Annotated in this window: 25 protein-coding genes; 5 read left to right on the top strand and 20 right to left on the bottom strand. The window is 64.6% G+C overall.

The window, feature by feature from the left end; genetic code table 11:
- Positions 1–118: 118 nt before the first annotated feature.
- Complete coding sequence (locus tag ACHFFA_RS09860) at positions 119–1477, top strand: DEAD/DEAH box helicase (RefSeq protein ID WP_394270675.1); 1359 nt, start codon at positions 119–121, stop codon at positions 1475–1477.
- Between the two features lie 9 nt (positions 1478–1486).
- On the opposite strand, the gene ACHFFA_RS09855 is transcribed toward ACHFFA_RS09860, so the two are convergent.
- Positions 1487–3796, bottom strand: coding sequence for an ATP-dependent helicase (locus tag ACHFFA_RS09855; RefSeq protein WP_394270674.1), 2310 nt, complete (start codon positions 3794–3796; stop codon positions 1487–1489).
- Positions 3797–3908: 112 nt separating this feature from the next.
- On the opposite strand from ACHFFA_RS09855, the gene ACHFFA_RS09850 reads away from it, so the two are divergent.
- Positions 3909–4529, top strand: a complete 621-nt coding sequence (locus ACHFFA_RS09850) for a hypothetical protein (RefSeq protein WP_394270673.1) — start codon at positions 3909–3911, stop codon at positions 4527–4529.
- 72 nt (positions 4530–4601) lie between these two features.
- On the opposite strand, the gene rsmD is transcribed toward ACHFFA_RS09850, so the two are convergent.
- The 3 genes from rsmD to ACHFFA_RS09835 all read right to left on the bottom strand — a co-directional run bounded on the left by rsmD (position 4602) and on the right by ACHFFA_RS09835 (position 7142).
- Positions 4602–5156: a 16S rRNA (guanine(966)-N(2))-methyltransferase RsmD gene (gene rsmD, locus ACHFFA_RS09845; protein WP_394270672.1), complete on the bottom strand. Its 555-nt coding sequence runs from the start codon at positions 5154–5156 to the stop codon at positions 4602–4604.
- Positions 5153–5917, bottom strand: coding sequence for a pseudouridine synthase (locus tag ACHFFA_RS09840; protein ID WP_394270671.1), 765 nt, complete (start codon positions 5915–5917; stop codon positions 5153–5155). The genes rsmD and ACHFFA_RS09840 overlap by 4 nt, the downstream gene beginning before the upstream one ends.
- A gap of 61 nt (positions 5918–5978) precedes the next feature.
- Positions 5979–7142, bottom strand: coding sequence for an aromatic ring-hydroxylating dioxygenase subunit alpha (locus ACHFFA_RS09835; protein ID WP_394270670.1), 1164 nt, complete (start codon positions 7140–7142; stop codon positions 5979–5981).
- A 73-nt stretch (positions 7143–7215) separates the two neighbouring features.
- On the opposite strand from ACHFFA_RS09835, the gene ACHFFA_RS09830 reads away from it, so the two are divergent.
- Positions 7216–8937, top strand: coding sequence for an AmpG family muropeptide MFS transporter (locus ACHFFA_RS09830; RefSeq protein WP_394270669.1), 1722 nt, complete (start codon positions 7216–7218; stop codon positions 8935–8937).
- Between the two features lie 111 nt (positions 8938–9048).
- Here ACHFFA_RS09830 and ACHFFA_RS09825 read toward each other — a convergent pair whose 3' ends face one another.
- Genes ACHFFA_RS09825 through trpB form a run of 5 tightly spaced genes read right to left on the bottom strand, consistent with a single transcriptional unit; the run spans position 9049 to position 13578 of the window.
- Positions 9049–10356: a bifunctional folylpolyglutamate synthase/dihydrofolate synthase gene (locus ACHFFA_RS09825; RefSeq protein WP_394270668.1), complete on the bottom strand. Its 1308-nt coding sequence runs from the start codon at positions 10354–10356 to the stop codon at positions 9049–9051.
- A gap of 6 nt (positions 10357–10362) precedes the next feature.
- A complete protein-coding gene (gene accD / locus ACHFFA_RS09820; protein ID WP_394270667.1) occupies positions 10363–11211 on the bottom strand; it encodes an acetyl-CoA carboxylase, carboxyltransferase subunit beta in 849 nt (282 codons plus the stop codon).
- Complete coding sequence (trpA, locus tag ACHFFA_RS09815) at positions 11208–11999, bottom strand: tryptophan synthase subunit alpha (RefSeq protein WP_394270666.1); 792 nt, start codon at positions 11997–11999, stop codon at positions 11208–11210. The genes accD and trpA overlap by 4 nt, the downstream gene beginning before the upstream one ends.
- The gene (locus tag ACHFFA_RS09810; RefSeq protein WP_394270665.1) at positions 11996–12355 is read right to left on the bottom strand and encodes a hypothetical protein; all 360 of its coding nucleotides are present in this window, start codon (positions 12353–12355) and stop codon (positions 11996–11998) included. The genes trpA and ACHFFA_RS09810 overlap by 4 nt, the downstream gene beginning before the upstream one ends.
- The gene (gene trpB / locus ACHFFA_RS09805) at positions 12352–13578 is read right to left on the bottom strand and encodes a tryptophan synthase subunit beta (protein ID WP_394270664.1); all 1227 of its coding nucleotides are present in this window, start codon (positions 13576–13578) and stop codon (positions 12352–12354) included. Before trpB ends, ACHFFA_RS09810 begins: the two co-directional genes overlap by 4 nt.
- A gap of 81 nt (positions 13579–13659) precedes the next feature.
- On the opposite strand from trpB, the gene ACHFFA_RS09800 reads away from it, so the two are divergent.
- Complete coding sequence (locus ACHFFA_RS09800; protein WP_394270663.1) at positions 13660–13971, top strand: chorismate mutase; 312 nt, start codon at positions 13660–13662, stop codon at positions 13969–13971.
- Here ACHFFA_RS09800 and ACHFFA_RS09795 read toward each other — a convergent pair.
- The 11 genes from ACHFFA_RS09795 to ACHFFA_RS09745 all read right to left on the bottom strand — a co-directional run bounded on the left by ACHFFA_RS09795 (position 13961) and on the right by ACHFFA_RS09745 (position 24234).
- Complete coding sequence (locus ACHFFA_RS09795; protein WP_394270662.1) at positions 13961–14743, bottom strand: RNA methyltransferase; 783 nt, start codon at positions 14741–14743, stop codon at positions 13961–13963. The genes ACHFFA_RS09800 and ACHFFA_RS09795 overlap by 11 nt on opposite strands.
- A gap of 2 nt (positions 14744–14745) precedes the next feature.
- Positions 14746–15216, bottom strand: coding sequence for a transcriptional regulator NrdR (nrdR, locus tag ACHFFA_RS09790; protein WP_394270661.1), 471 nt, complete (start codon positions 15214–15216; stop codon positions 14746–14748).
- Positions 15217–15453 carry a hypothetical protein gene (locus ACHFFA_RS09785; RefSeq protein WP_394270660.1) on the bottom strand — a complete coding sequence of 79 codons (237 nt, stop codon included), beginning with the start codon at positions 15451–15453 and terminating at the stop codon, positions 15217–15219.
- An 11-nt stretch (positions 15454–15464) separates the two neighbouring features.
- Positions 15465–16784 carry a serine hydroxymethyltransferase gene (gene glyA / locus ACHFFA_RS09780; RefSeq protein WP_394270659.1) on the bottom strand — a complete coding sequence of 440 codons (1320 nt, stop codon included), beginning with the start codon at positions 16782–16784 and terminating at the stop codon, positions 15465–15467.
- Positions 16785–16786: 2 nt separating this feature from the next.
- Positions 16787–17242, bottom strand: coding sequence for an RpiB/LacA/LacB family sugar-phosphate isomerase (locus tag ACHFFA_RS09775; RefSeq protein WP_394270676.1), 456 nt, complete (start codon positions 17240–17242; stop codon positions 16787–16789).
- A 72-nt stretch (positions 17243–17314) separates the two neighbouring features.
- Positions 17315–17656, bottom strand: a complete 342-nt coding sequence (locus ACHFFA_RS09770) for a response regulator (protein ID WP_394270658.1) — start codon at positions 17654–17656, stop codon at positions 17315–17317.
- A gap of 2 nt (positions 17657–17658) precedes the next feature.
- On the bottom strand, positions 17659–19059 hold the full coding sequence (locus ACHFFA_RS09765) for a sensor histidine kinase (protein ID WP_394270657.1): 1401 nt from the start codon (positions 19057–19059) through the stop codon (positions 17659–17661).
- A 42-nt stretch (positions 19060–19101) separates the two neighbouring features.
- The gene (gene rpoD / locus ACHFFA_RS09760) at positions 19102–21135 is read right to left on the bottom strand and encodes an RNA polymerase sigma factor RpoD (protein ID WP_394270656.1); all 2034 of its coding nucleotides are present in this window, start codon (positions 21133–21135) and stop codon (positions 19102–19104) included.
- Positions 21136–21144: 9 nt separating this feature from the next.
- Positions 21145–23031 (bottom strand): DNA primase, encoded by a 1887-nt coding sequence (dnaG, locus tag ACHFFA_RS09755; protein ID WP_394270655.1) that lies wholly within the window; start codon positions 23029–23031, stop codon positions 21145–21147.
- A 49-nt stretch (positions 23032–23080) separates the two neighbouring features.
- Positions 23081–23785 carry a hypothetical protein gene (locus ACHFFA_RS09750; protein WP_394270654.1) on the bottom strand — a complete coding sequence of 235 codons (705 nt, stop codon included), beginning with the start codon at positions 23783–23785 and terminating at the stop codon, positions 23081–23083.
- Complete coding sequence (locus tag ACHFFA_RS09745; RefSeq protein WP_394270653.1) at positions 23782–24234, bottom strand: GatB/YqeY domain-containing protein; 453 nt, start codon at positions 24232–24234, stop codon at positions 23782–23784. Before ACHFFA_RS09745 ends, ACHFFA_RS09750 begins: the two co-directional genes overlap by 4 nt.
- Positions 24235–24398: 164 nt before the next feature.
- Here ACHFFA_RS09745 and ACHFFA_RS09740 point away from each other — a divergent pair.
- The coding region (locus tag ACHFFA_RS09740) for a carbamoyl-phosphate synthase domain-containing protein (RefSeq protein WP_394270652.1) at positions 24399–24618 on the top strand (220 nt) is incomplete at its 3' end.

The following is a 24618-nucleotide window of genomic DNA, read 5'->3' as shown; positions in this document are numbered from 1 at the left end:
CCGCAATAGTCCTTCGGCTTGACTTTTTGCTCTTTTGGACGCAGAGGCCCGCGGAGTGTTCGCCAAGGGTGCGGACACGCTTTCCCGCCCTCATACATCCGAAGGCACGACCCGCCGCATGAGTTTTGCCGATCTCGGCCTATCCGAACGCCTGCTTTCCGCCATCGACGATGCCGGATATTCCGAACCGACTCCGATCCAGGCGCAGGCGATCCCGCCGGTACTGATGATGAAGGACATCATCGGTATCGCCCAGACCGGCACCGGCAAGACCGCAAGCTTCGTCCTGCCGATGATCGACGTCATGGCCGAGGGCCGGCGCCGGGCGCTGATGCCGCGCAGCCTCATTCTCGAACCGACGCGCGAACTGGCGGCGCAGGTGGCCGAGAATTTCGAGAAGTACGGGAAGAACCATGATCTCAAGATGGCGCTGCTGATCGGCGGCGTGCAGATGGGCGATCAGGTCAAGGCGCTCAATGAAGGCGTCGACGTGCTGATTGCAACTCCCGGGCGGTTGATGGACCTGTTCGAGCGCGGCAAGATCCTGCTCAACGGGTGCGAACTGCTGGTGATCGACGAAGCGGACCGGATGCTCGATATGGGCTTCATCCCCGATATCGAGTTCATTTGTTCGAAGCTCCCCGAAACGCGGCAGACCATGCTGTTCAGCGCGACGATGCCGCCCCCGATCGAGAAACTGGCCAAGACCTTCCTCAACAATCCCAAGCGGATCGAGGTGAACCGCGCGGCCACGACCAACAAGGATATCACCGCGTTCAAGGTGCCGGTCAAAAGCCGGCAGAAGCGCGAAACCCTGCGCTGGCTGTTGCAGCACGACCATGTCGAAACCGCGATCATCTTCGCCAATCGCAAGACCACGGTGCGCGAACTCAATCAGAGCCTCAGCCGTCACGGTTTCCGCAGCGGCGAGATCCATGGCGACATGGACCAGTCGAGCCGCATTCGCGAACTGGAACGCTTCAAGGCGGGCGAGATCAACATCCTCGTCGCGAGCGACGTTGCCGCCCGCGGGCTCGACATCAAGGGCGTGAGCCACGTCTTTAATTTCGATACGCCTTGGCATCCGGACGATTACGTGCACCGCATCGGGCGGACCGGCAGGGCCGGGGCCAAGGGGCGCGCCTTCACCCTGGTCGCCGAAGACGATGCCGAGGCAATCGCGAATGTCGAAAAGCTGACCGGCGCTGAAATCCCGCCGTTCACCAAGAATGATGTGCGCGTCGAACTGGTGGAACGCCCCGTACGGGCGGAACGCGAGGTCGAGACACAGCCGGCGCACGAACCGATTGCCGAGCCGCGCCCGCGTCGCACCCGCGAAGATCGTGCGGAAGGCAGGCGTCCGGAAGGCGAGGCGGCGCACCGCCCCAAGCGCGAACGCGACGAACCGCGAGACGTAAGCCGGCCGGGCGAATGGAACGGCCCCGTGCCCCGGTTTCTCGAAGTATCGGCGCTCTGACCGGAGGTTTCAGGACGCGAGCTTGACGAAACTGTCGAGCACGCGCTTCTCGCCAGCCTTGTCGAACTCGATCGTCAGCTTGTTGCCTTCCTGCCCGCTGACGGTGCCGTACCCGAACTTGTCGTGAAACACCCGCGCGCCGGGTTCGATGTCGCTGCGCGGTTTGGCGGCGAAGCTCGCCGCACTCCGCGACGGTTCGGGCAGGCGCTTGGGCGTGGGATCGTACCCGGTGGCAAGGGCGCGTTGCCAGCCGGGCCCGCGGCTCTGCTGACGGCCGGGGGCATCACGCGCCACGTGCGCGAACGGATCGTCCTGTTCGCTCCAGTTCGCGCGCCAGAGCGACGCCCCCCCGGTCATCGTCGTTTCGGTGACGATGTGATCTTCCGGCAGTTCGTCGACGAAGCGGCTGGGAATCGAACTCGTCCATTGGCCGAACACCCGGCGGTTCGCAGCGTGCAGGATCGTGCAGCGACGCCGCGCGCGGGTGATCGCGACATAGGCGAGGCGGCGCTCTTCCTCGAGGCTGGCAAGGCCGCCTTCGTCGATCGCCCGCTGGCTGGGGAACACGCCTTCCTCCCAGCCGGGCAGGAAGACATGATCGAATTCCAGCCCCTTTGCCGCATGCATCGTCATGATGGTGATCTTCTCGCCGTCGTCGGCGCGATCGTTGTCCATCACCAAGCCGACATGCTCGAGGAAGTCGCCAAGCGTGTCGTACTCTTCCATCGCCCGCGCCAGCTCGGTCAGGTTTTCGGCCCGGCCCGCGCTTTCCGCGCTACGGTCCTTGGCCAGCATCTCGTCGTATCCACCCTCGGCCATCACGGTGCGCAGCAGTTCCGACGGTGACACCGCCTCGGCCAGTTCACGCCAGCGGACAAACTGGCCGAGCAGGCCGATGAGGGTGTTGCGCGCGCGCGGCGGAATCTCGTCGCTATCGGCCAGATCGAGGCTGGCGGCGGCAAGCGGTTGCCCGGTGCGGCGGGCATGGCGACGCATCGCCTCGAGCGTCTTGGCCCCCAGGCCACGCTTGGGCTGGTTGTAGATTCGTTCGAAGGCAAGATCGTCAGCCGGCTGGGCGATGACGCGAAGGTACGCCAGAGCATCACGGATTTCGGCCCGCTCGTAGAAGCGAAATCCGCCGACGATGCGATAATTTATCCCGATCTGGATGAACCGATCCTCGAATTCGCGCGTCTGATATTGCGCGCGCACGAGGATCGCCACCTGATCGAGCGGGGCGCCTTCGCCTTCCAGTCGCTCGATCGCCTCGCCCACCCGGCGAGCCTCTTCCGGCGCATCCCAGACACCGATGACGCGAACCGGCTCGCCGCTCGGCAATTCGGTCCACAGCGTTTTGCCGAGGCGTTCGCGGTTGGCGCCGATCAGGCCGGAAGCCGCCCCCAGGATCTGCGGGGTCGAGCGGTAATTCTGTTCGAGCCGGATCACTGCGGCGCCGGGAAAATCCTTTTCGAACCGCAGGATATTGGCGACTTCCGCCCCGCGCCAGGAATAGATCGACTGATCGTCGTCACCCACGACGCAGATGTTCTTGCGCGTCTGGGCCAGTAACCGCAACCACAGGTACTGGACCTGATTGGTGTCCTGATATTCGTCGACGAGGATGTATTTGAACCGCCGCTGATACTGCTCCAGCACGTCCCGATGCTCACGAAAAATGTTGAGCATGTGGAGCAAGAGGTCGCCAAAATCGCAGGCGTTCAATGCCTTCAATCGTTCCTGATACAGCGAATAGAACTGCGCGCCGCGCCCGTTGACGTAGCTTTCGTTTTCGACCGCATCCAGATCGGCAGGGTTCAGGCCGCGGTTTTTCCAGCGGTCGAGCAGGCCGGCAAGCTGGCGGGCGGGCCAGCGTTTTTCGTCAAGTTCGTTTTCCTGGATAAGCTGCTTCAGCAAGCGCAACTGATCGTCGGTATCGAGAATGGTGTAGTTGCTTTTCAGGCCGACGAGTTCGGCATGGCGCCGCAGCATCTTGGCGCCGATGGAATGGAAGGTTCCAAGCCACGGCATCCCCTCCACCGCATCTCCGATATGCCGCGCCACCCGCTCGCGCATCTCGCGCGCGGCACGGTTGGTGAAGGTGACACAAAGGATCTCGCTCGGCCACGCAGAACGCGTTGCGATGATATGTGCCAACCGCGCGGTGAGCGCCGCTGTCTTGCCCGTCCCGGCCCCGGCCAGCATCAGCACAGGGCCTTCCATCGTCAGGACGGCCTCGCGTTGAGGCGGGTTGAGGTTGCGGGCGTAGGGCGGCACCTGCGCATCGTCCTCAAGGGGGGGAAGGTCGGGCTCACTGCTCATGGAAACCGCGAACAGTTAGGGAACGGGGGCGGGTCTGGCAAGGCCGGCTCGGAACAGGCTCCCGGTTTCGGCGTAGGTTACCACTTCACGACCGAATGAGGAGGTTTCTCCGATGCGTACTCTTTTTCTTACCGGCGCCGCCGCGCTTGCCCTGACCAGCGTTCCCGTGTTGGCGCAGGACGAGACACCGAAAGTCGTCTGGATGAAGCAGGTTGGTGACAACTACGAATTATCGACCGATCAGCAAACGGCCTATCAGGGTTGGCCCGATGATCGGCGAAACGATTACGATGCTTGGCCACGCAATGTTCAAGAATATTACTGGACGCTCGACACCAATCAGACCCAGGCGTGGTGGATCCTAAATAACGACCAGCGCGCACGGATCATCGCCATGACGCCCGAACAGCGGGCCGCAGCGTGGACTTCGATCGCGGCACAGATGAGCGGCGCCACTGCTCCGGCGGACACGACCGGGATGCAGCAAGGTACGATGCAGCAAGGCTCGACCGCGATGGCTGGCCAGTCGCGCGACATGGGCCAGATGCAGTTCGTGCGCGGCGAAGTCGTCCAGACGACGCCTGCTGATCAGCAGCCGGCATCGGGCGAGATGCCGATCTGCACGGCAAACCAGCAGGACAATTGCATGAATGCTTGGGAAGCCGGCAAGCGGGGCAAGGGCGTGAACCGCCCGCTCGAAGAATGGCCGGGACGTCCTGCCAGCGAAATGTAAGCTCATCGCACACGGAAGAGTGTTGAACGATGGAGGCGGGGCCGGATTGGCTCCGCCTCTCTTGTGATGCGGCTATGATTGGTCGGGAACTGTTCGGAGCAAGGTCAGCTTGGCCTTGCCGACGATGCGCTGCGCAGCCTCCTCCAGACCCTTCACGGCGACCTGCTCGTCGCGCCGCGTTTCCAGCGCAATCCAGGTCGCCGGGCCGATCCATCCTAGGCGCAGCAGCCGATCGAGCGCCACCGATCCGGCGCCGGTGCCGTAAGGCGGATCGAGCAGCAGCAGATCGTACACCTTTCGCGCCGGGCCGAGGCTCATCACCGAACCCTTCTGTACGGTCGCCCGCCCGCGCAGGTCGAACGAGGCGACGTTGCGCTTGATCGCTTCGGCCGCGTTATCGTCCTGCTCGATGAAGAGGCACGAGGCCGCCCCGCGCGAGAGCGCTTCAATACCAAGCGCCCCAGATCCGGCGAAAAGATCGGCGACGCCGAGCCCTTCGAAACTGCCGAGCCGGCTCGTCAGCATGTTGAACAGGGTTTCGCGCGTGCGGTCCGCGGTGGGGCGGGTAGCCTCGCCTTGGGGGGCAGCGAGTTTGCGTCCGCGAAATTCCCCGGCGATAACCCTCACCGCGCGCTCTTGAGCAATTGCTTGCGATAGCGTTCGACATCGACCTGCCGGATCTCGGACGCCTGCCCACGCGGCAAGTCGGCCAGTTCGAACGGGCCGTACGCCGTCCGCAGGAGGCGATTGACCTTCAGGCCAAGGTGTTCAAGCACCCGCCGCACTTCGCGGTTCTTGCCTTCGGTCAGCGTCATTTCGATCCAGCGGTTCTTGCCCGCCCCGCGCTCCAAATCCGCCTCGATCCGGCCGTAACGGATGCCGTCGATCTCGATGCCTTCGATGAGATCGTCGAGCTGGGACTGCGTCACGTCACCGAACGCACGCGCGCGATAGGTGCGCGGCACCCCGGAAGACGGCAGTTCCATAGCGCGCTTCAACTCGCCGTCGTTGGTCAGGAGGAGCAAGCCTTCGGTGTTGAAATCGAGCCGTCCGATCGGCATCACTCGCCCTGCCCCGCGCGGCAGGGCATTGCGCAGGGCGGTATAGATCGTCGCCCGGCCTTGCGGATCGCGTTCGGCGGTTATCAGGCCGGCGGGCTTGTGGAAGGCGAACAGCCGCGTCGCCTGTGCGGTCTCGACCGGCCGTCCGTCGACCGTGACGCCGCGCAGGCTGCCCAGCTTGAACGCCGGCGTATCGAGCACCTTGCCATCGAGCGCGACCCGACCTTCGGCGATCATCCGTTCCACTTCGCGGCGGCTGGCAATACCGGCACGGGAAAGCAATTTGGCGATGCGATCGCCTTCGAAAGGGAGGGAGTTGTCGGACACGCCGCGCCCATACACACAAGGGTGGGCAAACAAAAGGAGGCAGCCGGCAGGCCTGTGCGCGTCAATGCCCTGCTGCCAGCGCTGCCTCCACCGTCTCGTGATAGCGGCGGATGCCGCTTTCGAGAGTGCCCAGAACGATCTCGTCCACCGCCCCGCTGGACAGGCCTTGCTGGCCGAGTTCTGCGGCGCGGAAATCTTCGCCGGCGAAAACCCCGCCATCGAGGAGGTTCCAGCTCCGCTCCCAGTGATCGCGGGCCTTGTCGGTGGCGGGCGGCTCGGGGATGAGCATGAAGTCTTCGACCAGAGTGCGATCGTGGGCCTGCGGCATCACCGTCATGACATTGATATAGTCGGGGCTGGGGATGACGAGGGCACCGGGAAGCAACTGATAGGCAAATGTCACCAGCCTGCGCAGCTGCGCCATGTCGGAAAGGTCCGCTCCGCGCATGTCCTCCAGCCGGCCGACTGCGCTGCGCAGGTGAGGGCCGATCCTGTCGCCGCTGGTTATACCGTCCTTGAAGAACGGTCCGATGGTCTGCGAATGCAGCCGGGTCACGTGGTAGCTTTCGAGGAAGGCATCCATCACCAGCTTCCAGTTGCCCTTGACCTCGTGCATCCTGCGTCGGAACAGCACATGCTCGCCCATGCCGAGCGCATCGAAATCCTCGCCCAGCGTCACCGCGTCCGAAAAGTCTCCCGGTGTATCGGGGAAGAACCAGATGAGCCCGCCGCATTCCTTCGACGGCAATTCGATCAGGCCCATCGCGTCCTTCTGAAGCGTGGGGAAGGTGTCGGGGCGGGGGAGGGCCAGCAGCCGCCCATCCACCGTATAAGTCCAGGCGTGATAGGGGCAGACAAGCCGCCGCGCGCACTGCACCTCGCTCCCCTCCACCAGCCGCGTCCCGCGGTGGCGACATACGTTGAGGAAGACATGCGCCGTGCCGCCGGCATCGCGGGTGATCAGCAGCGGGCGTCCGGTGCCATCGTGCGGCACCGCCATGCCGGGTTCGGGCAAAAGGGCGCTGGGACAAAGGATCTGCGGAAGCCGGTCGAATATCGCCTCCTTCTCGCGCGCGAAATAGGCCGGATCGGTATAGACAGTGGCGGGTACGGTCGACTGGGTTGCAGCTGGGGGCGTGCCGCTCCCGGCGATCGCCTGGGCCAGGGCCAGCATCCCGGCGGTGGGGCGGAGAGGCGGCGCGGCGGCCGTGGATGCTACGCTCATCGCATCTGTTCCCGTTCAGCTTACCGCGTTAGTGTCGCAGACTTTGGAAACCGGGGAAAGTGCGGGAGACAGCATGGCTGAGGGCGACACGGTAAAGAAGCCATCGAGCTGGCGCATCCTCGGACAGGCGCTTCGCGACCGCAAGACCGGTTTCATGCTGCTGTTCGGTTTCGCCAGCGGCCTGCCCTTTGCGCTGTTCCTGGGCACGCTGTTCGCCTGGCTGACAGAGGCAGAGGTTGATCTCGAAACGATGGGCGTCTTCAGCCTGATCGGCCTGGCCTACGCATTCCAGTTCATCTGGTCACCCCTGATCGACAAGCTCGACCTTCCAGTCTTGCGCCGCCTGGGCAAACGCAAGCAGTGGATCATTCCGATGCAGCTTCTGCTCGGCGCGATCCTGGTGACGATGGCAGTGCTCGACCCGCGGTCGCAGCTCGGCATGTTCAGCCTGCTCGCCGGTATCGGCGCACTCGCCAGTGCAACGCAGGACATCGCGATCAACGCGTGGCGCATCGATGTCGCGGACGAAAAGGCGACGCTGGATATTCTTTCGACCGTCTATCAGATGGGCTTCCGCCTCTCCTCGCTGGCGGGCGGCGCGCTGGCGCTGATTATCGCCGAGCGGATTGGCTGGCCGCAGACCTATGTCATCATGGGTGGGCTGCTGCTGGCGATCGGCGTTGCAGGGCTGTTCGCACCTGATACCGAGCGCGGGTCCTCCGGTGAAAGCGATGCCGAGGTGCGGGCGCTTCGCCGGGCGGGGGAGCTGTCGCCCACAGTCCGCTACCGCGCGCTCGCCATCGTCGGACTGCTATGGGCGGGCGCGATCGTCGTGCTGCTCGATTTCATGATCCGCTCGATGACCGCGCTTCCCGAAAACCGTCCCGATCCCACCGAATTCACGCTCGCCTGGGGCCCTTGGATAATCATCGCGACCATCGTTGTTCCCGCTTTGGTGGCCGGCTGGCTGGCGGGGCAGCAGCGCCGCGGTGCCAATCTGCTGGCCGAGGATGCGCCTGCCGCGACCGGCGCCAGCTTCGCCCTCGACCACCTCTATCGCGCACTGGTGCTTCCGCTGGTCGAGTTCGTCGGCCGCATGGGCTGGTCGCTGGTGCTGATCCTGGCGCTGGTGCTGACCTACCGGATCTGCGACGCGATCTGGGGTACCTTTGCCTATCCGTTCTACCTTGGCGAGCTGCAATACACCAAGGACGAGGTCGCTTTTGCCTCCAAGTTCTTCGGCGTTGGGGCGATCGTACTCGGCCTCGCTCTCGGGGGGTGGCTGCTGACTGCACTAGGCCGGATGCCAACGCTATTGATCGGCGGCCTGCTCGCGGCGCTAACCAATCTGCTCTACGCCGATATGGCAGCCGGTGGCCGCGTGATAAGCGCGGTGGCCGATGGCACCGGCTTTTCCGCTTTAGTCTCCAGCTTTCCTGGCGGCAGCGAGAAGCTCGCGCGGCTGATGGTGACCATTGGGGGCGAGAATCTCGCCATCGGCATCGCTGGCGCGGCCTTCGTCGCGTGGCTGTCCTCGATTGTCTCCAAGCAGTTCGCTGCGGTGCAATATGCTCTGTTGTCCTCGCTGACGCTGCTGGTCGGGACTTTGGGCCGCGGAGCGCTCGGCCAGATGATCGAACGGCAGGGCTTTTACGACGTCTTCATTCTCACCACGTGGATCGGCGTCGGTGCAATGGTACTCGTGCTCGCCGAATGGTGGCGCCAGACCCGCCCCGGCGGGCACGGGGTCGTCGCTGCCGAGGCAAAGGATGCGGCAGTAGTCCCGGCTGAATAGTCAAGCCTCTTAGTATGCGTCCCGCCGGGCTCTACCCGGGTCAATGCACACCTTTGCGCGGCAGCCGAGTAAAGGCACCGTTTCCGGATCAAGCCCCGGCAGGCCAAAGGGTTAGGTGGGCACCTCACCGTTGAGCCGCAGGACCTCTCCAGCGAGGTAGAGCGAACCGGCGATGAGCACCGGCAGGCCGTCGGGCGGCAAGCTTGCCAGTGCCTCGGGTACGCTTGCCGCAGCCGCAACTCGCGGTCCGAATGCGGAGGCTGGGTGGCAATCGTGGCCGGGCACGGGAACGGCAATCGACGAGGCGATACTTTCCTTCAGCGAGCCAACGATCGCCGCCGGGTCCTTCCCCGCGATCATGCCGATCACTAGGTGCAGCCTTCGTCCGGCGAAATGTCGTGCCAGCATTGCTCCGGCATCGAGGTTGTGACCGCCGTCCAGCCAGACCTCGCGCCCCCTCCCGATGGGGCCGCCGGTCGACAGCCGTTGAAGACGGGCAGGCCAGCGGGCGGCGTGGAGCCCTGCGGCAATCGCCTCGCTGGTCACGAACAGGCCATCCTGATGACGCAGCATCGCGATCGCCAGACCGGCGTTGGCGAACTGGTGGCGGCCGGGAAGGACCGGCAACGGCAAATGCAGGATGTCGACGCCGTTACGATGCGTCTTGTCGGCATAGAACATCATCTGCTGATGATCGGCGGCATCCCAATGCCTGCCCTCCATAGACAGCGGGCTCCCTGTTTCACCGGCGATCCGCTCGATCTCGCTCACTGCCGGCGCTGGCGGCGCCTGCACGACAAGAGGCACTCCCGGCTTGGCAATGCCGGCCTTCTCGTAGGCGATCCGGACGATGGGCTCTTGCGGTACCCCGTCCTCGGGGGCGAGAAGGAAGCGTTCGTGATCGATGCCGAGGCTGGCGATGCCGCAAACCGCCGGCCGATCGATCACGTTGGTCGCATCGAGCCTTCCGCCAAGACCCACCTCGACGATGCAGGCATCCGCGGGCACCCGTGCAAATTCGAGAAAGGCGGCGGCAATCGTGACCTCGAAGAAGCTGACCGCAAGATTCTCTGCCGCATCCAGAACCTCCGCCAGCACCTCCGCTAGCGCCCCATCCTCGATCAGCTGCCCGGCCAGCCGGATACGTTCGTTATAGCGGACCAGATGCGGGCTGGTGGTCGCATGGACGCGGTACCCTTGCGCCTCCAGCATGGCGCGCAGGAACGCGCAGGTCGAACCCTTGCCGTTGGTCCCGGCGACGTGGAACACAGGGGGCAGTGCGCGATGGGGATCGCCCAGCCGCTCCAGCAGCGCCCGCATTGTCTCGAGCCCCAAACGCCCTTCGGGAAGCGACAGCGCGGCCAGCCGGTCGAGCTGTCGCTGGACTCCCGGATGGTCCGATCGCGCGCTGTCGCGCATTGCCGTTCAGGCAGCTGCCTGGGGCTGAAGATAGCCGAGAATGTCGGCGAGCCGCTCGCGCAGCTGATGCCGCGGCACCACCATGTCGACCATGCCGTGCTTGTGCAGATACTCGGCACGCTGGAAGCCATCGGGCAATTGTTCGCGGATCGTATCCTGGATAACCCGCTGCCCGGCAAACCCGATCAGCGCGCCCGGTTCGGCAATGTGGACATCACCCAGCATCGCATAGCTGGCCGTAACGCCGCCGGTCGTGGGGTCGGTGAGGATGACGATGTAGGGCAGCCCGGCGTCCTTCAGCCGGCGGGTCATGACCGTGGCCTTGGGCATCTGCATCAGGCTTAGGATACCCTCCTGCATCCGTGCACCGCCTGCCGCGGTCACCACGACATAGGCGCAGCCACGCTCGATCGCCTTTTCCGCGCCGCGGCAGAAGGCCGTGCCGACCGCCATGCCCATGCTGCCGCCCATGAACGCAAAGTCCTGCACCCCGACGACCGCCGGCCGACCCCTGACCGCGCCCGAACCGACGAGAAAGGCGTCACGATGAGGACTCTTCGTGCGCGCCTGCTTCAAGCGGTCGGTGTATTTTTTGGAGTCCCTGAATTTGAGCGGATCTTCCTGCACCTCGGGCACGGGGAGGACGTCGTAGCCCTCATCCAGCAGCATCGCCAGGCGCCGGTCCGCGCCGATCCGCCCGTGATGCTCGCACCGCGGGCAGACGTCGTCGTTCTCGTGATACTCCTGCGCGAAAACCATCTGCTGGCATTGCGGGCACTTGACCCACAAGGTGTCGTCGGTCGTGCGCTTGGGCAGGAACGGCAGGCTGTTACGGACGCTCGTGAACCAGTTCATGGCGCGGCCCTTTCTGCCGAATGGACGGCTTTTGCAAGGCTCGCGGTGAGCGCGCGCAGGTGGGAGGGGGCGGCCGTGCCATGCTCGGCCACCAGATCGACCAGTGCCGATCCGACGACGACGCCATCGGCCACCTGTGCCACGGCGCCTGCCTGTTCCGGCGTGCGAATGCCGAACCCGACCGCAACCGGCAAATCGCTCGCTGCCTTGATCCGCCTGACCGCCTCTTCGATGCTGGCGGCGGCGGCCTGTTGTTTGCCGGTGATCCCGGCGACGCTGACGTAGTAGAGGAAGCCCTCGCTGCCCTCGATCACGGCGGGGAGGCGGTTGGCGTCCGTCGTCGGCGTGGCAAGGCGGATCGGCGCGATCCCTGCGGCACGCAAAGCGGGACCTAGCGCTTCGTCCTCCTCGGGCGGGATGTCGACGCAGATGACCCCGTCGACGCCCGCCGCCGCGCACTGGTCCGCGAACCAGTCGGCCCCGCGCCGCACCATCGGATTGGCGTAGCCCATGAGGACGAGCGGCGTTTCAGGGTGGCGCTCACGGAACAGGGTGGCGAGGCGAAACACATCGGCCGTCGTCGTCCCCGCCCCCAGCGAGCGCAAGTTCGCCGCCTGGATCGCGGGCCCATCGGCCATCGGATCGGTGAACGGCATCCCGAGTTCGATGACGTCGGCGCCGCCTGCAACCAGCGCGTCGAGATTGGCCGCGGTGTCGCCATCGCCCGCGGTGATGAAGCAGACGAGCGCGGGGTGGGGCTTGGAGAATGCGGAGGCGAGGCGGGTCATTTTTGAGGAGCGAGAATCCACTTTAAGGTTAATGCCGCGCCAATAACAATGCATGGTACTCCGATGATCATTGTTCCGAAATACTTAACATCAGAAAAGCTCCAAAGGCGTTCGGCGTAGTCTTGGCAGTCTCTCCTGTCACTCAATCTGCCGTAAGGGAACTGCTTATATACTCCTGAAGCTAGATTTTGACGATGAACTTCGTCAATCTGGCGCTGACACCACTCAACATATTGAGAGCCGTCATGTATGATTGCTTGGTAACCCCAATAAACCAACCAAATCAGCAGAACAACAAACAGAAGGCGGCCCGAGCGGGTGTCCAGCACTTTGAACGCGGACAGACAAGCGCTCACATCTCCACTCCCAACCTGTCAGCAACGGTAAAGATGTCTTTGTCGCCACGGCCGCACAAGTTCGCGAGGATGATCGCGTCGCGGTCCATCTCCTTCGCGCGTTTGGCGACGGCGGCGATGGCGTGGCTGGGCTCCAATGCGGGGATGATGCCCTCGGTGCGGCAGAGGAGCTGGAAAGCGTCCAATGCCTCCTCGTCGGTGATCGCGGCGTATTCGACGCGGCCCATGTCCTTGAGCCAGGCGTGTTCTGGCCCGATACCGGGATAATCGAGCCCGGCGCTGATCGAGTGCCCCTCGGTGATCTGGCCGTCCTCGTCCTGCAGCAGATAGGTCTTGTTGCCGTGGAGCACGCCGGGGAAGCCGCCGAGCAGGCTTGCCGCGTGTTCGTCGCCATCCAGACCATGCCCCGCCGCCTCGACGCCGAGCATCTTCACATCCGCATCGTCGAGGAAGGGGTGAAACAGGCCGAGCGCGTTCGAGCCGCCGCCGATCGCCGCAACCAGCAGATCGGGCAGGCGGCCGATGCGGCTCAGCATCTGTGCGCGCGCTTCCTTGCCGATCACGCTCTGAAAATCGCGCACGAGTTCGGGATAGGGATGCGGGCCGGCGGCGGTGCCGATGATGTAGAAGGTATCGTGGACGTTCGCGACCCAGTCGCGCAGCCCCTCGTTCATCGCGTCCTTCAGCGTGCCGCGCCCGCTCGTTACCGGCACCACCTCGGCGCCGAGCAGCTTCATGCGGAACACGTTGGGCTGCTGCCGGGCAACATCGGTCGCGCCCATGTAGATAACGCAAGGCAGCCCGAAGCGCGCGCAGACCGTGGCGGTGGCGACACCGTGCTGGCCCGCTCCGGTCTCGGCGATGATGCGGGTCTTCCCCATCCGCATCGCCAGCAGAATCTGCCCGATGCAATTGTTGATCTTGTGCGCGCCGGTGTGGTTGAGCTCGTCGCGCTTGAACCACACCTGCGCGCCGCCCAGCGCCTCGGTCAGCCGCTCCGCGAAATAGAGCGGGGACGGGCGGCCGACGTAGTGTTCGAGCAGATCGTCGAATTGCGCCTGAAACGCAGGATCGGCGTGCGCCGAGCGGTATTCGCGTTCGAGGTCGAGCACCAGCGGCATCAAAGTTTCGGCGACGTAGCGGCCGCCGTAATCGCCGAAATGGCCGCGCTCGTCCGGCTGGTTGCGGTAGGTGTTGGGGTGGCTTGCCATGGGTGCGGTCATGACGACACAGCCCACGCCTGTCGAGTGCTCGATTGCTTTCCCGCTCGACAGGCAGGGCGGGTTTCTTCATGCGCGCGGGCCATGAACAAAGATGCCCTACCGCCCGCGCGATGCACCACGATGGACGAGGTGCGTGCCGGGGTCGACGCGACAGACCGGGCGCTGATCGAGCTGCTCGACCGCCGCTTCGGCTACATGCGCGCCGCCGCCCGCATCAAGCCGGATCGAGGCGCCGTGCGCGACGAGGAGCGCAAGCAGGCGGTCATTTCGGCGGCGCGCACGGATGCCGAGGCGCGCTGCCTGCCGGGGGACGACATCGCGCGAATCTGGGAAACGCTGGTCGAAAGCTCGATCGCCTACGAGCTTGCCGAATGGGATCGCCTCAGGCCGTAGGTCCGCGCTCTAGGCTGGACAGGACACCGCGCAGCGTCCGCACCTCGAGGTGGTTCCAGCCGGGCTTGGTCAACATGCCCCGCAAAGTTCGCCGCGTTGCTTCGGCGCGGGCGGGCGGCAGGAAATAGCCGCGCGGTTCGAGCAGGCGTTCGAGATGAGCGATCAGACCTTCGAGCTCGGCCTGGGGGGCGGGGGGAAGGGCATCCTCCAGCGTGGGCTGGACAAGAGCCTCTCCGCCGGACGCTTGCGTCTTCGACCATTCGTAAGCGCACAGGATCACCGCTTGTGCGAGATTGAGCGACCCGAACGCGGGATTGATCGGGACGGTGAGGATCGCACGGGCGAGCGAAACGTCCTCGGTTTCGAGACCAGAGCGTTCCGGCCCGAACAGGATGGCACTGCGCCCGGGGGCGGCGGCGATTTCTCGCGCGGCTGCCTCGGGGGTCACGACCGGCTTGGTTACCCCGCGCTTTCGCACGGTGGTCGCGTAGACATGGGCACAGTCTGCCACGGCTTGCGCAGTGGTGGCGAAGACCTGCGCCCCGGCCAGCACCTCGTCGGCCCCCGCCGCGGCGGGCCCGGCCGAAGGGTTGGGCCAGCCATCGCGCGGCTCGACCAGGCGCAGCTCGCCAAGCCCGAAGTTCAGCATCGCCCGGGCCGCCTTGCCGATGTTCTCGCCCAGCTGCGGGCGGACCAGCACGATGACCGGGGCGTGCTGACTGCCCTGATCCCCCCCGTCACCGGCGTGCGAATTTTGTTGAGCGGACCCCATGCCTAGCCTTGCCCGGTGACGGCGGCATCCTGCACGCTGCTGGCGAATTCCTCGAAATCGCGGGCTTCGCTGAAATCGCGATAGACCGAAGCGAACCGGATGTAGGCCACCGGATCGAGCTGGCGCAGGCCCGCCATCACCAGTTCACCAATATGCGATGACGCAATCTCGCTTTCCCCGGCGGTCTCGACCTGCCGTTGAATGCCGCTGACCAGCTGATCGATCCGTTCGGCGGGAATATCCCGCTTGCGGCAGGCGAGGGTGATCGACTGTTCCAGCTTTTCACGCTCGAACGGTTCGCGCCGCTGATCGCTCTTGACTACGGTGACCTCGCGCAGTTGCACCCGTTCGAACGTGGTGAAACGCGCCCCGCACCGGGCACACAGCCTTCGCCGGCGGATCGAGGCATTGTCCTCGGTCGGCCGACTGTCTTTTACCTGGGTATCCTCGTGCGCACAGAACGGGCAGCGCATTCAGGGGCGCAGACGCTTGTACAATGCAAAGCCAGCGCCCGCCGCGAGGCCGAGTGGCCAGGTGACGACCGGCAGAACCGCCGCAACCACCACGCCGATCGCCGCGCCGGTCAGGACCGGCTTGGTCGATGGATGGGCGAGCCCGCCCTTCAGCATGCCCTGCACCTCGTGCTTGGCATCGGGCAGCAGGTCGTGGTCTTGATGGCGATTACCGCGCTCGGGATCTCGTTCGTCCATGTTCATCTCCTCTAGCGGCCGGGATAGACCGGGAACTGGCGGCACAATTCGGTAACGCGCTCCCGCACGCGCCGGGTCACCGCATCGTCACCGTCGCCGCCGGTGCGCGAAAGAGCTTCGACGACATCGCAGATGAGGCTGCCGACGATCTCGAACTCGTCCACGCCGAACCCGCGGGTCGTGCCGGCCGGCGTTCCGAGGCGGATGCCGCTGGTCACGAACGGGCTGCGGGTGTCGTATGGAATGCCGTTCTTGTTGCAGGTCAGCCAGGCCTGATCGAGCGCCGCTTCGGCAGCCTTGCCGGTCACGTCCCTGGCGGTCAGATCAACCAGCATCGAATGATTGTCGGTCCCGCCGGACACCACCCGCAGCCCGTTGGCCTCGATGCTGCGGGCAAGGGCGCGGGCATTATCCACCACGCGCTGAGCATACTCGCGGAAGTCGGGTCGCAGCGCCTCGCCGAAAGCGACCGCCTTGGCCGCGACGATATGCATCAGCGGACCGCCCTGCATTCCAGGAAATACCGCCATGTTGATCGGCTTGGACAGCGCCTCGTCGTTCCACAGGATCACTCCGGAACGAGGGCCGCGCAGGCTCTTGTGGGTGGTGGTCGTGACGACGTGGGCATGGGGGACGGGCGAGGAATGGGCACCCCCGGCCACGAGGCCGGAGATATGGCTCATGTCGACCATCAGATAGGCGCCCACTTCGTCTGCGATGCGGCGGAACCCGGCCCAATCCCAGGTCCGCGAATAGGCAGTACCGCCGGCGATGATCAGCTTGGGCCTGCTCTCATGGGCAATTCGCTCGACCTCGTCCATGTCGATCAGTTCGTCTTCGCGACGAACTCCGTAGCTGACGGGATTGAACCACTTGCCGCTCATGTTGACCGGCGAACCATGCGTGAGGTGGCCGCCGGAATTGAGGTCGAGCCCCATGAAGGTATCGCCCGGCTGGAGCAGTGCCAGGAATACCGCCTGGTTCATCTGGCTCCCGGAATTGGGCTGAACATTGGCGAAGTTACATCCGAACAACGACTTCGCGCGCTCGATTGCCAGCGTTTCGACGACGTCGGCATACTCGCAGCCGCCGTAGTAGCGTTTGCCGGGATAGCCTTCGGCATACTTGTTGGTGAAGACCGATCCCGCAGCCTCGAGCACCGCTGAAGACGCGATATTCTCGCTGGCGATCAGTTCGATCTTGTCCTGCTGGCGCTTCAGTTCGCTACGGATCGCGGCGTGGATTTCCGGATCGGCCTCTTCCAGCGTATCGTGCCAGAAACGGTCCATCGGATCGCGCGATGTGCTGGGTAGGCTTGCGTTGGTGGCCATGATCAGAATTCCGGGTTGGAGAGTTTGTAGACCCGCCGCCGATGGCGTCCGGTCGCGTCGGGAAGGGAATCTGCAAAATCGGTCGCAAGGAAGGCGCTGACGCAGGCTTTCGCCATATCCGGCCCGATCAGCCGGGCGCCCATCGCAATGCAATTGGCATCATTGTGTTCACGGGCGAGGGCGGCGGACAGCGGGTCCGAAACCAGGGCACAGCGAACGCTCTTGTGACGGTTGACGCTGATCGAGATCCCGATACCCGAGCCGCACAGGGCGATCCCGCGATCTGCGGTCCCGTCCGCAATTACGGCGGCGAGCTTGTAGCCGAAGTCCGGGTAGTCCACGCTCTGCCCGTCGTCCGGGCCAAGATCGGCCACTTCGTGCCCCTCTTCGATCAGCCATTCGCGAAGGTCTGCCTTCAGGGCGATGGCCGCGTGGTCGGAAGCAAGAGCGATGCGCATGAACGGGCCATAACGCCGCATCGCCCGAGTCGCCACCTGCATGTGCCCGCCGAGCGGGCGAACATTGCGCAATCAGGCTGCCGCGACAAGCTCGCGAATGTGATCGATCAGATACGGTTTGGTCAGCGTGGGAACATGCCGCAGGTCGGCCGGATGCTCGGCATCCCCATAACCCGTCGCAAATGCGAAAGGGATGCTGCGTTCGGTCAGGGCATAGGCCAGCGGATAGCTGCGTTGTCCATGCAGATTGACGTCAAGAATGGCAAAGTCGAACGGCTCGGTCTTTGCCGCCTCCAGGCCGCTGTCGAGCGAGCAATGCACGGTGACGATTGCCCCCTCGTCGAGCAACTGATCCTCGAGAGCAAAGGCGATGATCGGCTCGTCTTCGAGGACGAGGATATGCTTGCCCTGCATGGTCAGATGGTTCCCCGGATGCGGCAATGAAGCCCTGCAGGATGATAGGTCATTTCGGCAAGGCTCCCGGGCGTCCCGAGACCGCGGGCAATCAGCCTGGAGCCGAAGCCCCGGCGATCGGGTTGAATGACGGGCGGCCCGCCGCTTTCCTCCCAATCCAGGGTCAGGTGGCGTCCCTTGTCGTCCCTTGCCACAGACCACGTGATCGCAACCGAACCCTCCTCGGTCGAGAAAGCGCCGTATTTCACCGCATTGGTGGACAGTTCGTGGATGATCATCGAAAGCGCCAGCGCAGGCTGCGAACGCAGCTCGATCTGCGGACCGTCAAGGCTGTAACGGGAGCGTTCCGTCCCGGCCGTCGCCACCAGTGAAGCGGTGACGATGTCTTTGAGATCGGCCGATTCCCAGCGTTTCTCGGTCAGCAGATTATGTGCGCCCGCCAATGCCGAAAGCCTTTCTGAAAAGACCTGCAGCGATGGATTGGCGCGGTCATCACGGAAGGATTGCAACGCCAGTCCCTGAACGACGGCCAGCGAATTCTTCACCCGGTGGTTGAGCTCGTTGATCAGGATTTGCTGCCGTTCCTCGGCTTGGATCTGGTCGGTTATGTCATGGCCCTGGATGAGGATGCCGTCGATCCCGTCCCTCCCGTGGATCGGCTGGAAAATGAACTCGAGATGCCGGAGAACGAGTTCGTCCTCCCCTTCCGACTTGAGCCGCACTTCCTCGCGGCGGCCCAGATAAGGCTGCCCGGTCTGGTGCACCGCATCCAGCACGTCGATAAAGCCCTGATCCGCGACCTCGGGAATGGCGGTCGCAACCGTGCGACCGATTAACGGTCGTTCGCCGATCAAGCGGCGGTAGGCAGCGTTGGCCATGATGAAGCGGTGTTTGGCGCCCATCAATACGGCAACGAAGCCGGGCGCCTGTTCGACCAGATTGTGCAGCCGTTCCAGTTCGCGCGAGGCACCGAGGTATTGTCGCTGCACGGCCTGTGCACGGCGAAGCACCCCGGCGGCCGAGACATTGTCGAGATCGGTGACGCGAACCGTATGCTGGAGGATGTGGCTGAGAACGCCATCGCCGTCATAGAGCGGGATATGCGTGGCGCTCCACACGTGCAGTTCCACGCCGCCTTCGGCAGTGGGGATGGCGTAGGGAATATAGGCGATCTCGTCCGACTTGCCGGTAGCCAGCACCTTTTCGAACGAGCGTTTCAGTTGATGGAAGCTTTCCCCTTCGCTCGGAAAAGCTTCGAACAGCGGGCGATCGCGAATCTCGTCCAATTCGCGATCAGTCACCCGAAGGTATGCCTGGTTCGCCCAGACGATGTTCAGATCGGTGTCGAGAACCATGTACGGGTTCGGCGACAGCTGCAACGCGCTGTTGAAATCGATCATCATCGCATCAGCCCGCGCCTCGACATTGACCCCGCGGGCTGGAACTTACTGGTCAAGAAAACTGCGCATCTTACGGCTGCGGCTGGGATGCTTGAGCTTGCGTAGCGCCTTGGCTTCGATCTGGCGGATGCGCTCGCGGGTGACCGAGAACTGCTGGCCGACTTCCTCGAGCGTGTGATCGGTGTTCATGCCGATGCCGAAGCGCATGCGCAGCACGCGTTCCTCGCGCGGGGTGAGGCTGGCCAGTACCCGGGTCACGGTCTCCTTCAGGTTCGCCTGGATCGCCGCATCGACGGGGATGATGGCGTTCTTGTCCTCGATGAAATCGCCGAGGTGACTGTCCTCCTCGTCGCCGATCGGCGTTTCGAGGCTGATCGGCTCCTTGGCGATCTTCATCACCTTGCGCACCTTTTCGAGCGGCATCGAGAGCTTCTCGGCCATCTCTTCAGGGGTCGGCTCGCGGCCCTGATCGTGCAGGAACTGGCGGCTGCAGCGGACCAGCTTGTTGATCGTCTCGATCATGTGAACGGGGATGCGGATCGTGCGGGCCTGATCCGCGATCGAGCGGGTGATGGCCTGCCGGATCCACCAGGTGGCGTAAGTGCTGAACTTGTAGCCGCGACGGTACTCGAACTTGTCGACAGCCTTCATCAGGCCGATGTTGCCTTCCTGGATCAGGTCAAGGAACTGCAGGCCGCGGTTGGTGTATTTCTTGGCGATCGAGATCACCAGGCGCAGGTTGGCCTCGACCATCTCCTTCTTGGCGATGCGCGCCTCGCGCTCGCCCTTCTGGACCATGTTCACGATCCGCCGGAATTCCTCGAGCGCCATGCCGGTCTGGCTGGCGATGTCGGAAATCTCGGTGCGGATGCGCTCGATTGCATCGGCTTCCTTCTCGGCGAAGGCGGCCCACTTCTTGTCCTTCTTCGGACGCTCGCCCATCCAGTTGTCGTCGAGTTCGTGGCCGATATAGGCGGCGAGGAAATCGCCCCGCTTGACCTTGTGCCGTTCGGCAAGGCGCAGCATCTGCCCGCCCAGCGCGGTCAGCCGGCGGTTGAAGGCATAGAGGTTGTCGACCAGGAATTCGATCTTGGTCGCATGGAACTGCACGCTTTCGACCTCGGCGGTCAGCTGTTCGCTTAGCGCCTCGTACTTGCGCTGCTTGGCCGGCGCGAACGCATCGCCGCGGGCCAGCGTGTCGACCCGTTCGGCCTGCAGCTTCTCGAACTTGCCGAACAGATCGGTGATCCGCGCGAAGCGTTCGAGCGCCTCGGGCTTGAGCGCAGCCTCCATCTGGGCGAGGGACATGGTGTTGTCCTCGTCCTCGTCCTCCTCGTCGTGCTTGACCGGGCGTTCCTCACCGTCCTCGTCCGAGGTTTCGCCCGCGGGTTCCTCGTCCTCGTCCTCATCGTCGTCGCGGATCGTCGGGCCGGCGGTCTCTTCCGAGATCTCGCCGTCGTCGTCGTCGTCCTCGGCGCCTTCCGCCATCTTGTCCGGCGGCGGTTCCTTCGACAGCATCGCATCGAGATCGAGAATCTCGCGCAGCTGCATCTCTTCGGAATTGAGCGCTTCGGACCAGTGGATGATCGCGTGGAAGGTGATCGGGCTCTGGCACAGGCCCATGATCATCATGTCCCGTCCCGCCTCGATGCGCTTGGCGATGGCGATCTCGCCCTCGCGGCTGAGCAGTTCGACTGCGCCCATCTCGCGCAGGTACATGCGGACGGGATCGTCGGTCCGCTCGCCGACCGCCAGCTTGCGGGTGGTCGTCGCGGGCTTCTTGGCGTCCTTCTTTTCCTCGTCGTCGTCATCGTCGGACGAGGCAATTTCCTCGACCTCGTCCTCGGGTTCCGCATCCTCGTCGGTCTCGACGATCTGGACCCCCATTTCCGACAGGGCGGACTGGATATCCTCGATCTGGTCCGAACTCATCTCGCCTTGGGGAAGCGCCTCGTTGAGTTCGTCATAGGTGACGTAACCCTTCTTCTTCGCCTTCGCGATGAGCTTCTTGATCGACGCCTCGTTGAGGTCGATCAACGGAGCATCGTCCTTCTCGCCCGCCGTCATCTTGGTTGCCATATAGAAAGTTCAGTCCGTTCTGGCGTCTGCACCCGCATCATTGGCAGGCGCAAACTTACTCTGGTTCCCGGGCCCCGCAGCCCTGCGATTAGCGATTCGGCCGATTCGCGCCTCGAATTCGAACTTTTTGCTAAGCAAACGCTGCTGCTCGGCAAATGCTCCCTCAGGGTCGGACTCGAAACGCGCGGTCGCCTCGGCAAGCGCGGCTTCGAGTGCCGGCCCTTCGACCAGCAGCGATACGGCTTCGGCCAGTTCCTCGCGCGCTTCGACCGGGTCGGTGCCTTCATCAAGAAAGGCGAAAAACGAGTGTTCCGGCAGGGCAGGATGACCTTGCCCCGTCGATATGGGCGAAACGACGCGCGAATCAAGCGTTTCGGCAGCAGCGAGCAGAGAATCTATCGCGCCTGCCGCCCGCGGGTCGCGCGCGGCATAGGCGGCCAGCGCAGGTTCGTGGACCGCGATCTGATCGGGAAACCGGTGCAATCCGGCGATGATGGCGGCGACCAGCGTATCGACGCCGCCACCTTCGCGCGTCCGGGCGAGAAGCTCGCGGGTCTGCGAACGAACGGTGGCTGACGGCGCAGGCCGATGTGCAAAGCCAGCCTTGTTGGGGGCGGCGCGGGGAGGGCGCGGGGGAAAGGCGAAGGCGGAATACCGCTCCAGCAGTTCGCGGCGGTAGAGCGAGCGGATGTCGGGGTGCTGGATGGTTTCCACCCGATCGAGGAGGCGGGCCTTCAATCCCGCCTTCTGCTCCGGCGTGTCGAGCGTGGTCGCCGCCTTCTCGTATTGCCACAGCACGTCGATCAGGCTGGCCGCACGCTCCAGGAGATCGTCGAACGCCTTGCGACCATGCTGGCGCAGGACATCGTCTGGATCGACCCCGGCGGGCAGCTGGACGATGCCGAGCGTGCGATCAGGCCGGAGGAGGGGCAGGGCGCGTTCGATTGCGCGCTGCGCTGCCCGGTGGCCCGCATTGTCCCCGTCGAAGCACAGGATCGGCCGCTCGACATGGCGCCACAGCAGTTCGATCTGCGCCTCGGTCAGCGCCGTGCCAAGCGGGGCGACCGCATCGGTGATGCCGGCATCGGCCAGCGCGACGACATCCATGTAGCCCTCGACCACGAGGAGCCGTCCGGTCTGCCGCGCGGCCGGGGTGGCACGATGAAGATTGTAGAGCGTCCGCCCCTTGTCGAACAGCGGGGTTTCGGGCGAGTTCAGATATTTGGGCGCGTCCTTGCGATCCGACAGGATGCGTCCGCCGAACGCGATGATCCGCCCGCGTGCATCGTGGATGGGAAGCATCAGCCGGTCGCGGAATCGATCGTACCGCGTGCCGTCGTCGCTTTCGAAGCGCATGCCGCTTTCGACCAGCAGCGCCTCGTCGAAGCGGGCGAGTGCGCGCTGCAGCGCCTGCTTGCTGTCCGGAGCGTAGCCGAAGCCGAACGTGCGGATTGTCGCATCGGCAAAACCGCGGGTGGCGAGATAGGCGCGAGCCGAAGCCCCCTCGGCACTGCGCAAGGTGTGGACGAACCACTCCTGCGCGGCGGCAGTGACGTCATGCAGGCCCGCCCGCCGTTCCTCCCGCTTCGCTGCACGCGGGTCGAGGGCTGGCAGTTCCATCCCGGCTTCGGCGGCCAGCTCCTTCACCGCATCCATGAACGCCATTCCGCGCTGATCGGTCAGCCAGCGAATGGCGTCGCCGTGCGCCTCGCAGCCGAAGCAATGGTAGAAATGCTTTTCGTCGTTCACATAGAAGCTGGGCGTCTTCTCATTGTGGAACGGGCAGCAGGCCCTGAATTCGCGCCCGGCCTTGGTCAGCCGCAGGGTGCGGCCGATCACGGCGGACAGCGTCGTGCGCATCCGCAGTTCGTCGAGCCATTGCGGGGACAAAGCCATCCCCCGGCCCTAGCGCGGGCACCCGGCGGGCGCCAGTTGGCGTACCCGCCTACCCACCTTTTTCCGCGCTGCCCTCCACTGGTGCCGGGGCGGCGGGGAAGGGCCCGGACGCAGCGGTCTGGTTGCCCTCGACCTCGACCAGATAGGCATGCTGCGGGCCGGCGGGGGGCTCAGTCGACTGCCACCAGAAAGTGATCGTCGAACCCGGCTTCCAGCGGGCATCGGGCGCGACCTGCCAGATCAGCCGCCCTCCATCATTGCTTACCCTGATCGCGTCTTCGGACCCAAGCGCGGCAAGCGCCTCGCCTTGGCTGTAGCCAAGCGCGCCGTTGAACCCGGCGGCAGCGCGAGTGGTGCGGAACAGGGTCGGCGCGTTTTCCACCACCTCGGGCCCGTCAGCCGGTTCGGCACGCTCCTCTTCGGTGCCGGCATCGCCCAGGGTCACCCGGTGGACATAGGTGTAGATCGTATCGCGGGGGAGGGCGGCGGGCACGCAGCTGGTGAGATCTCGCGGACATGCGACATAGCTGGTCAATGTCCCCACCCTGGCGTCCCCTGCGCCAAGCTCGGCCGTGATCGCATCGCCGTTCGGACCAGTAATCCTCGCGCCAAGTTGCGCCAGATCGAGGTCGGCCGCGATGAGTGTTCTCGGGCCGGCGATCGTGGCCTCGGGGGTGGGGGTGACGGCAGGCTCGGGCGCGGGCTCGCCGCATGCCGCCAGCGTAAGCGGGAGGGCCAGCGCAAAGCGTTTCACGACAGGGCCGCCTTCACCAGCCCGCTGGCCGAGCTCATGTCGAGCGTGGCCCCGTGGCGCGCCTTCAATTCGGCCATCACGCGGCCCATGTCCTTCGGACCGCTGGCGCCCAGCTCGTCCCTGATCGCCTCGATCGCAGCGCGGGTTTCCGTCTCGCTCATCTGGCGGGGCAGGAACTCCTCGATCACGGCAAGCTCGGCCCGCTCCTTGTCGGCCAATTCCTGGCGGCCGCCTTCGTCATACATGGTGATCGATTCGCGCCGCTGTTTTGCCATCTTGAGCAGGACGTCCTGGATAAGCGCCTCGTCATCGGGCTTGCTGGACGCGGTGCGCAGTTCGATATCGCGATCCTTGATCCGTGCGCCGATCAGGCGCAGGGCCGCGGTCCGTTCCTTGTCGCCAGCCTTCATCGCGGCGATGGTTTCGGCCTTGATGGTATCCCTCAGCATGGTGCCTCTTCGATTGTCCTGTGGATGCAAGCTATGGCTTTCCACCGTTCACATAGGCCCACGCACCGATATGCCAAGCGTTCCGGTTGACGGAACCCGCCAAGCGCACTAGCCGCTGGGTCTTAGCACCAACTGCCGGTAACCTTTTGAACGGAGCGCCCCCCATGGCCCTGTCCGCATCTTCGCACGCGCAACCCGAAGGGGCGACCGGCGCACTGGTCTTCGCTGATGGCACGGTGATCTGGGGCAAGGGCTTCGGTGCCACCGGCAGCGCGGTGGGCGAGGTCTGCTTCAACACCGCGATGACGGGTTATCAGGAGGTGATGACCGATCCCTCCTACGACAGCCAGATCGTCACCTTCACCTTTCCCCATATCGGCAACG

Source organism: Qipengyuania sp. (assembly GCF_043423005.1).
In the GTDB taxonomy this organism is placed as follows: Bacteria; Pseudomonadota; Alphaproteobacteria; order Sphingomonadales; family Sphingomonadaceae; genus Qipengyuania.
The sequence above is the reverse complement of the archived record's forward strand: the minus strand, read 5'-3'. Positions and strand labels throughout refer to the sequence as shown.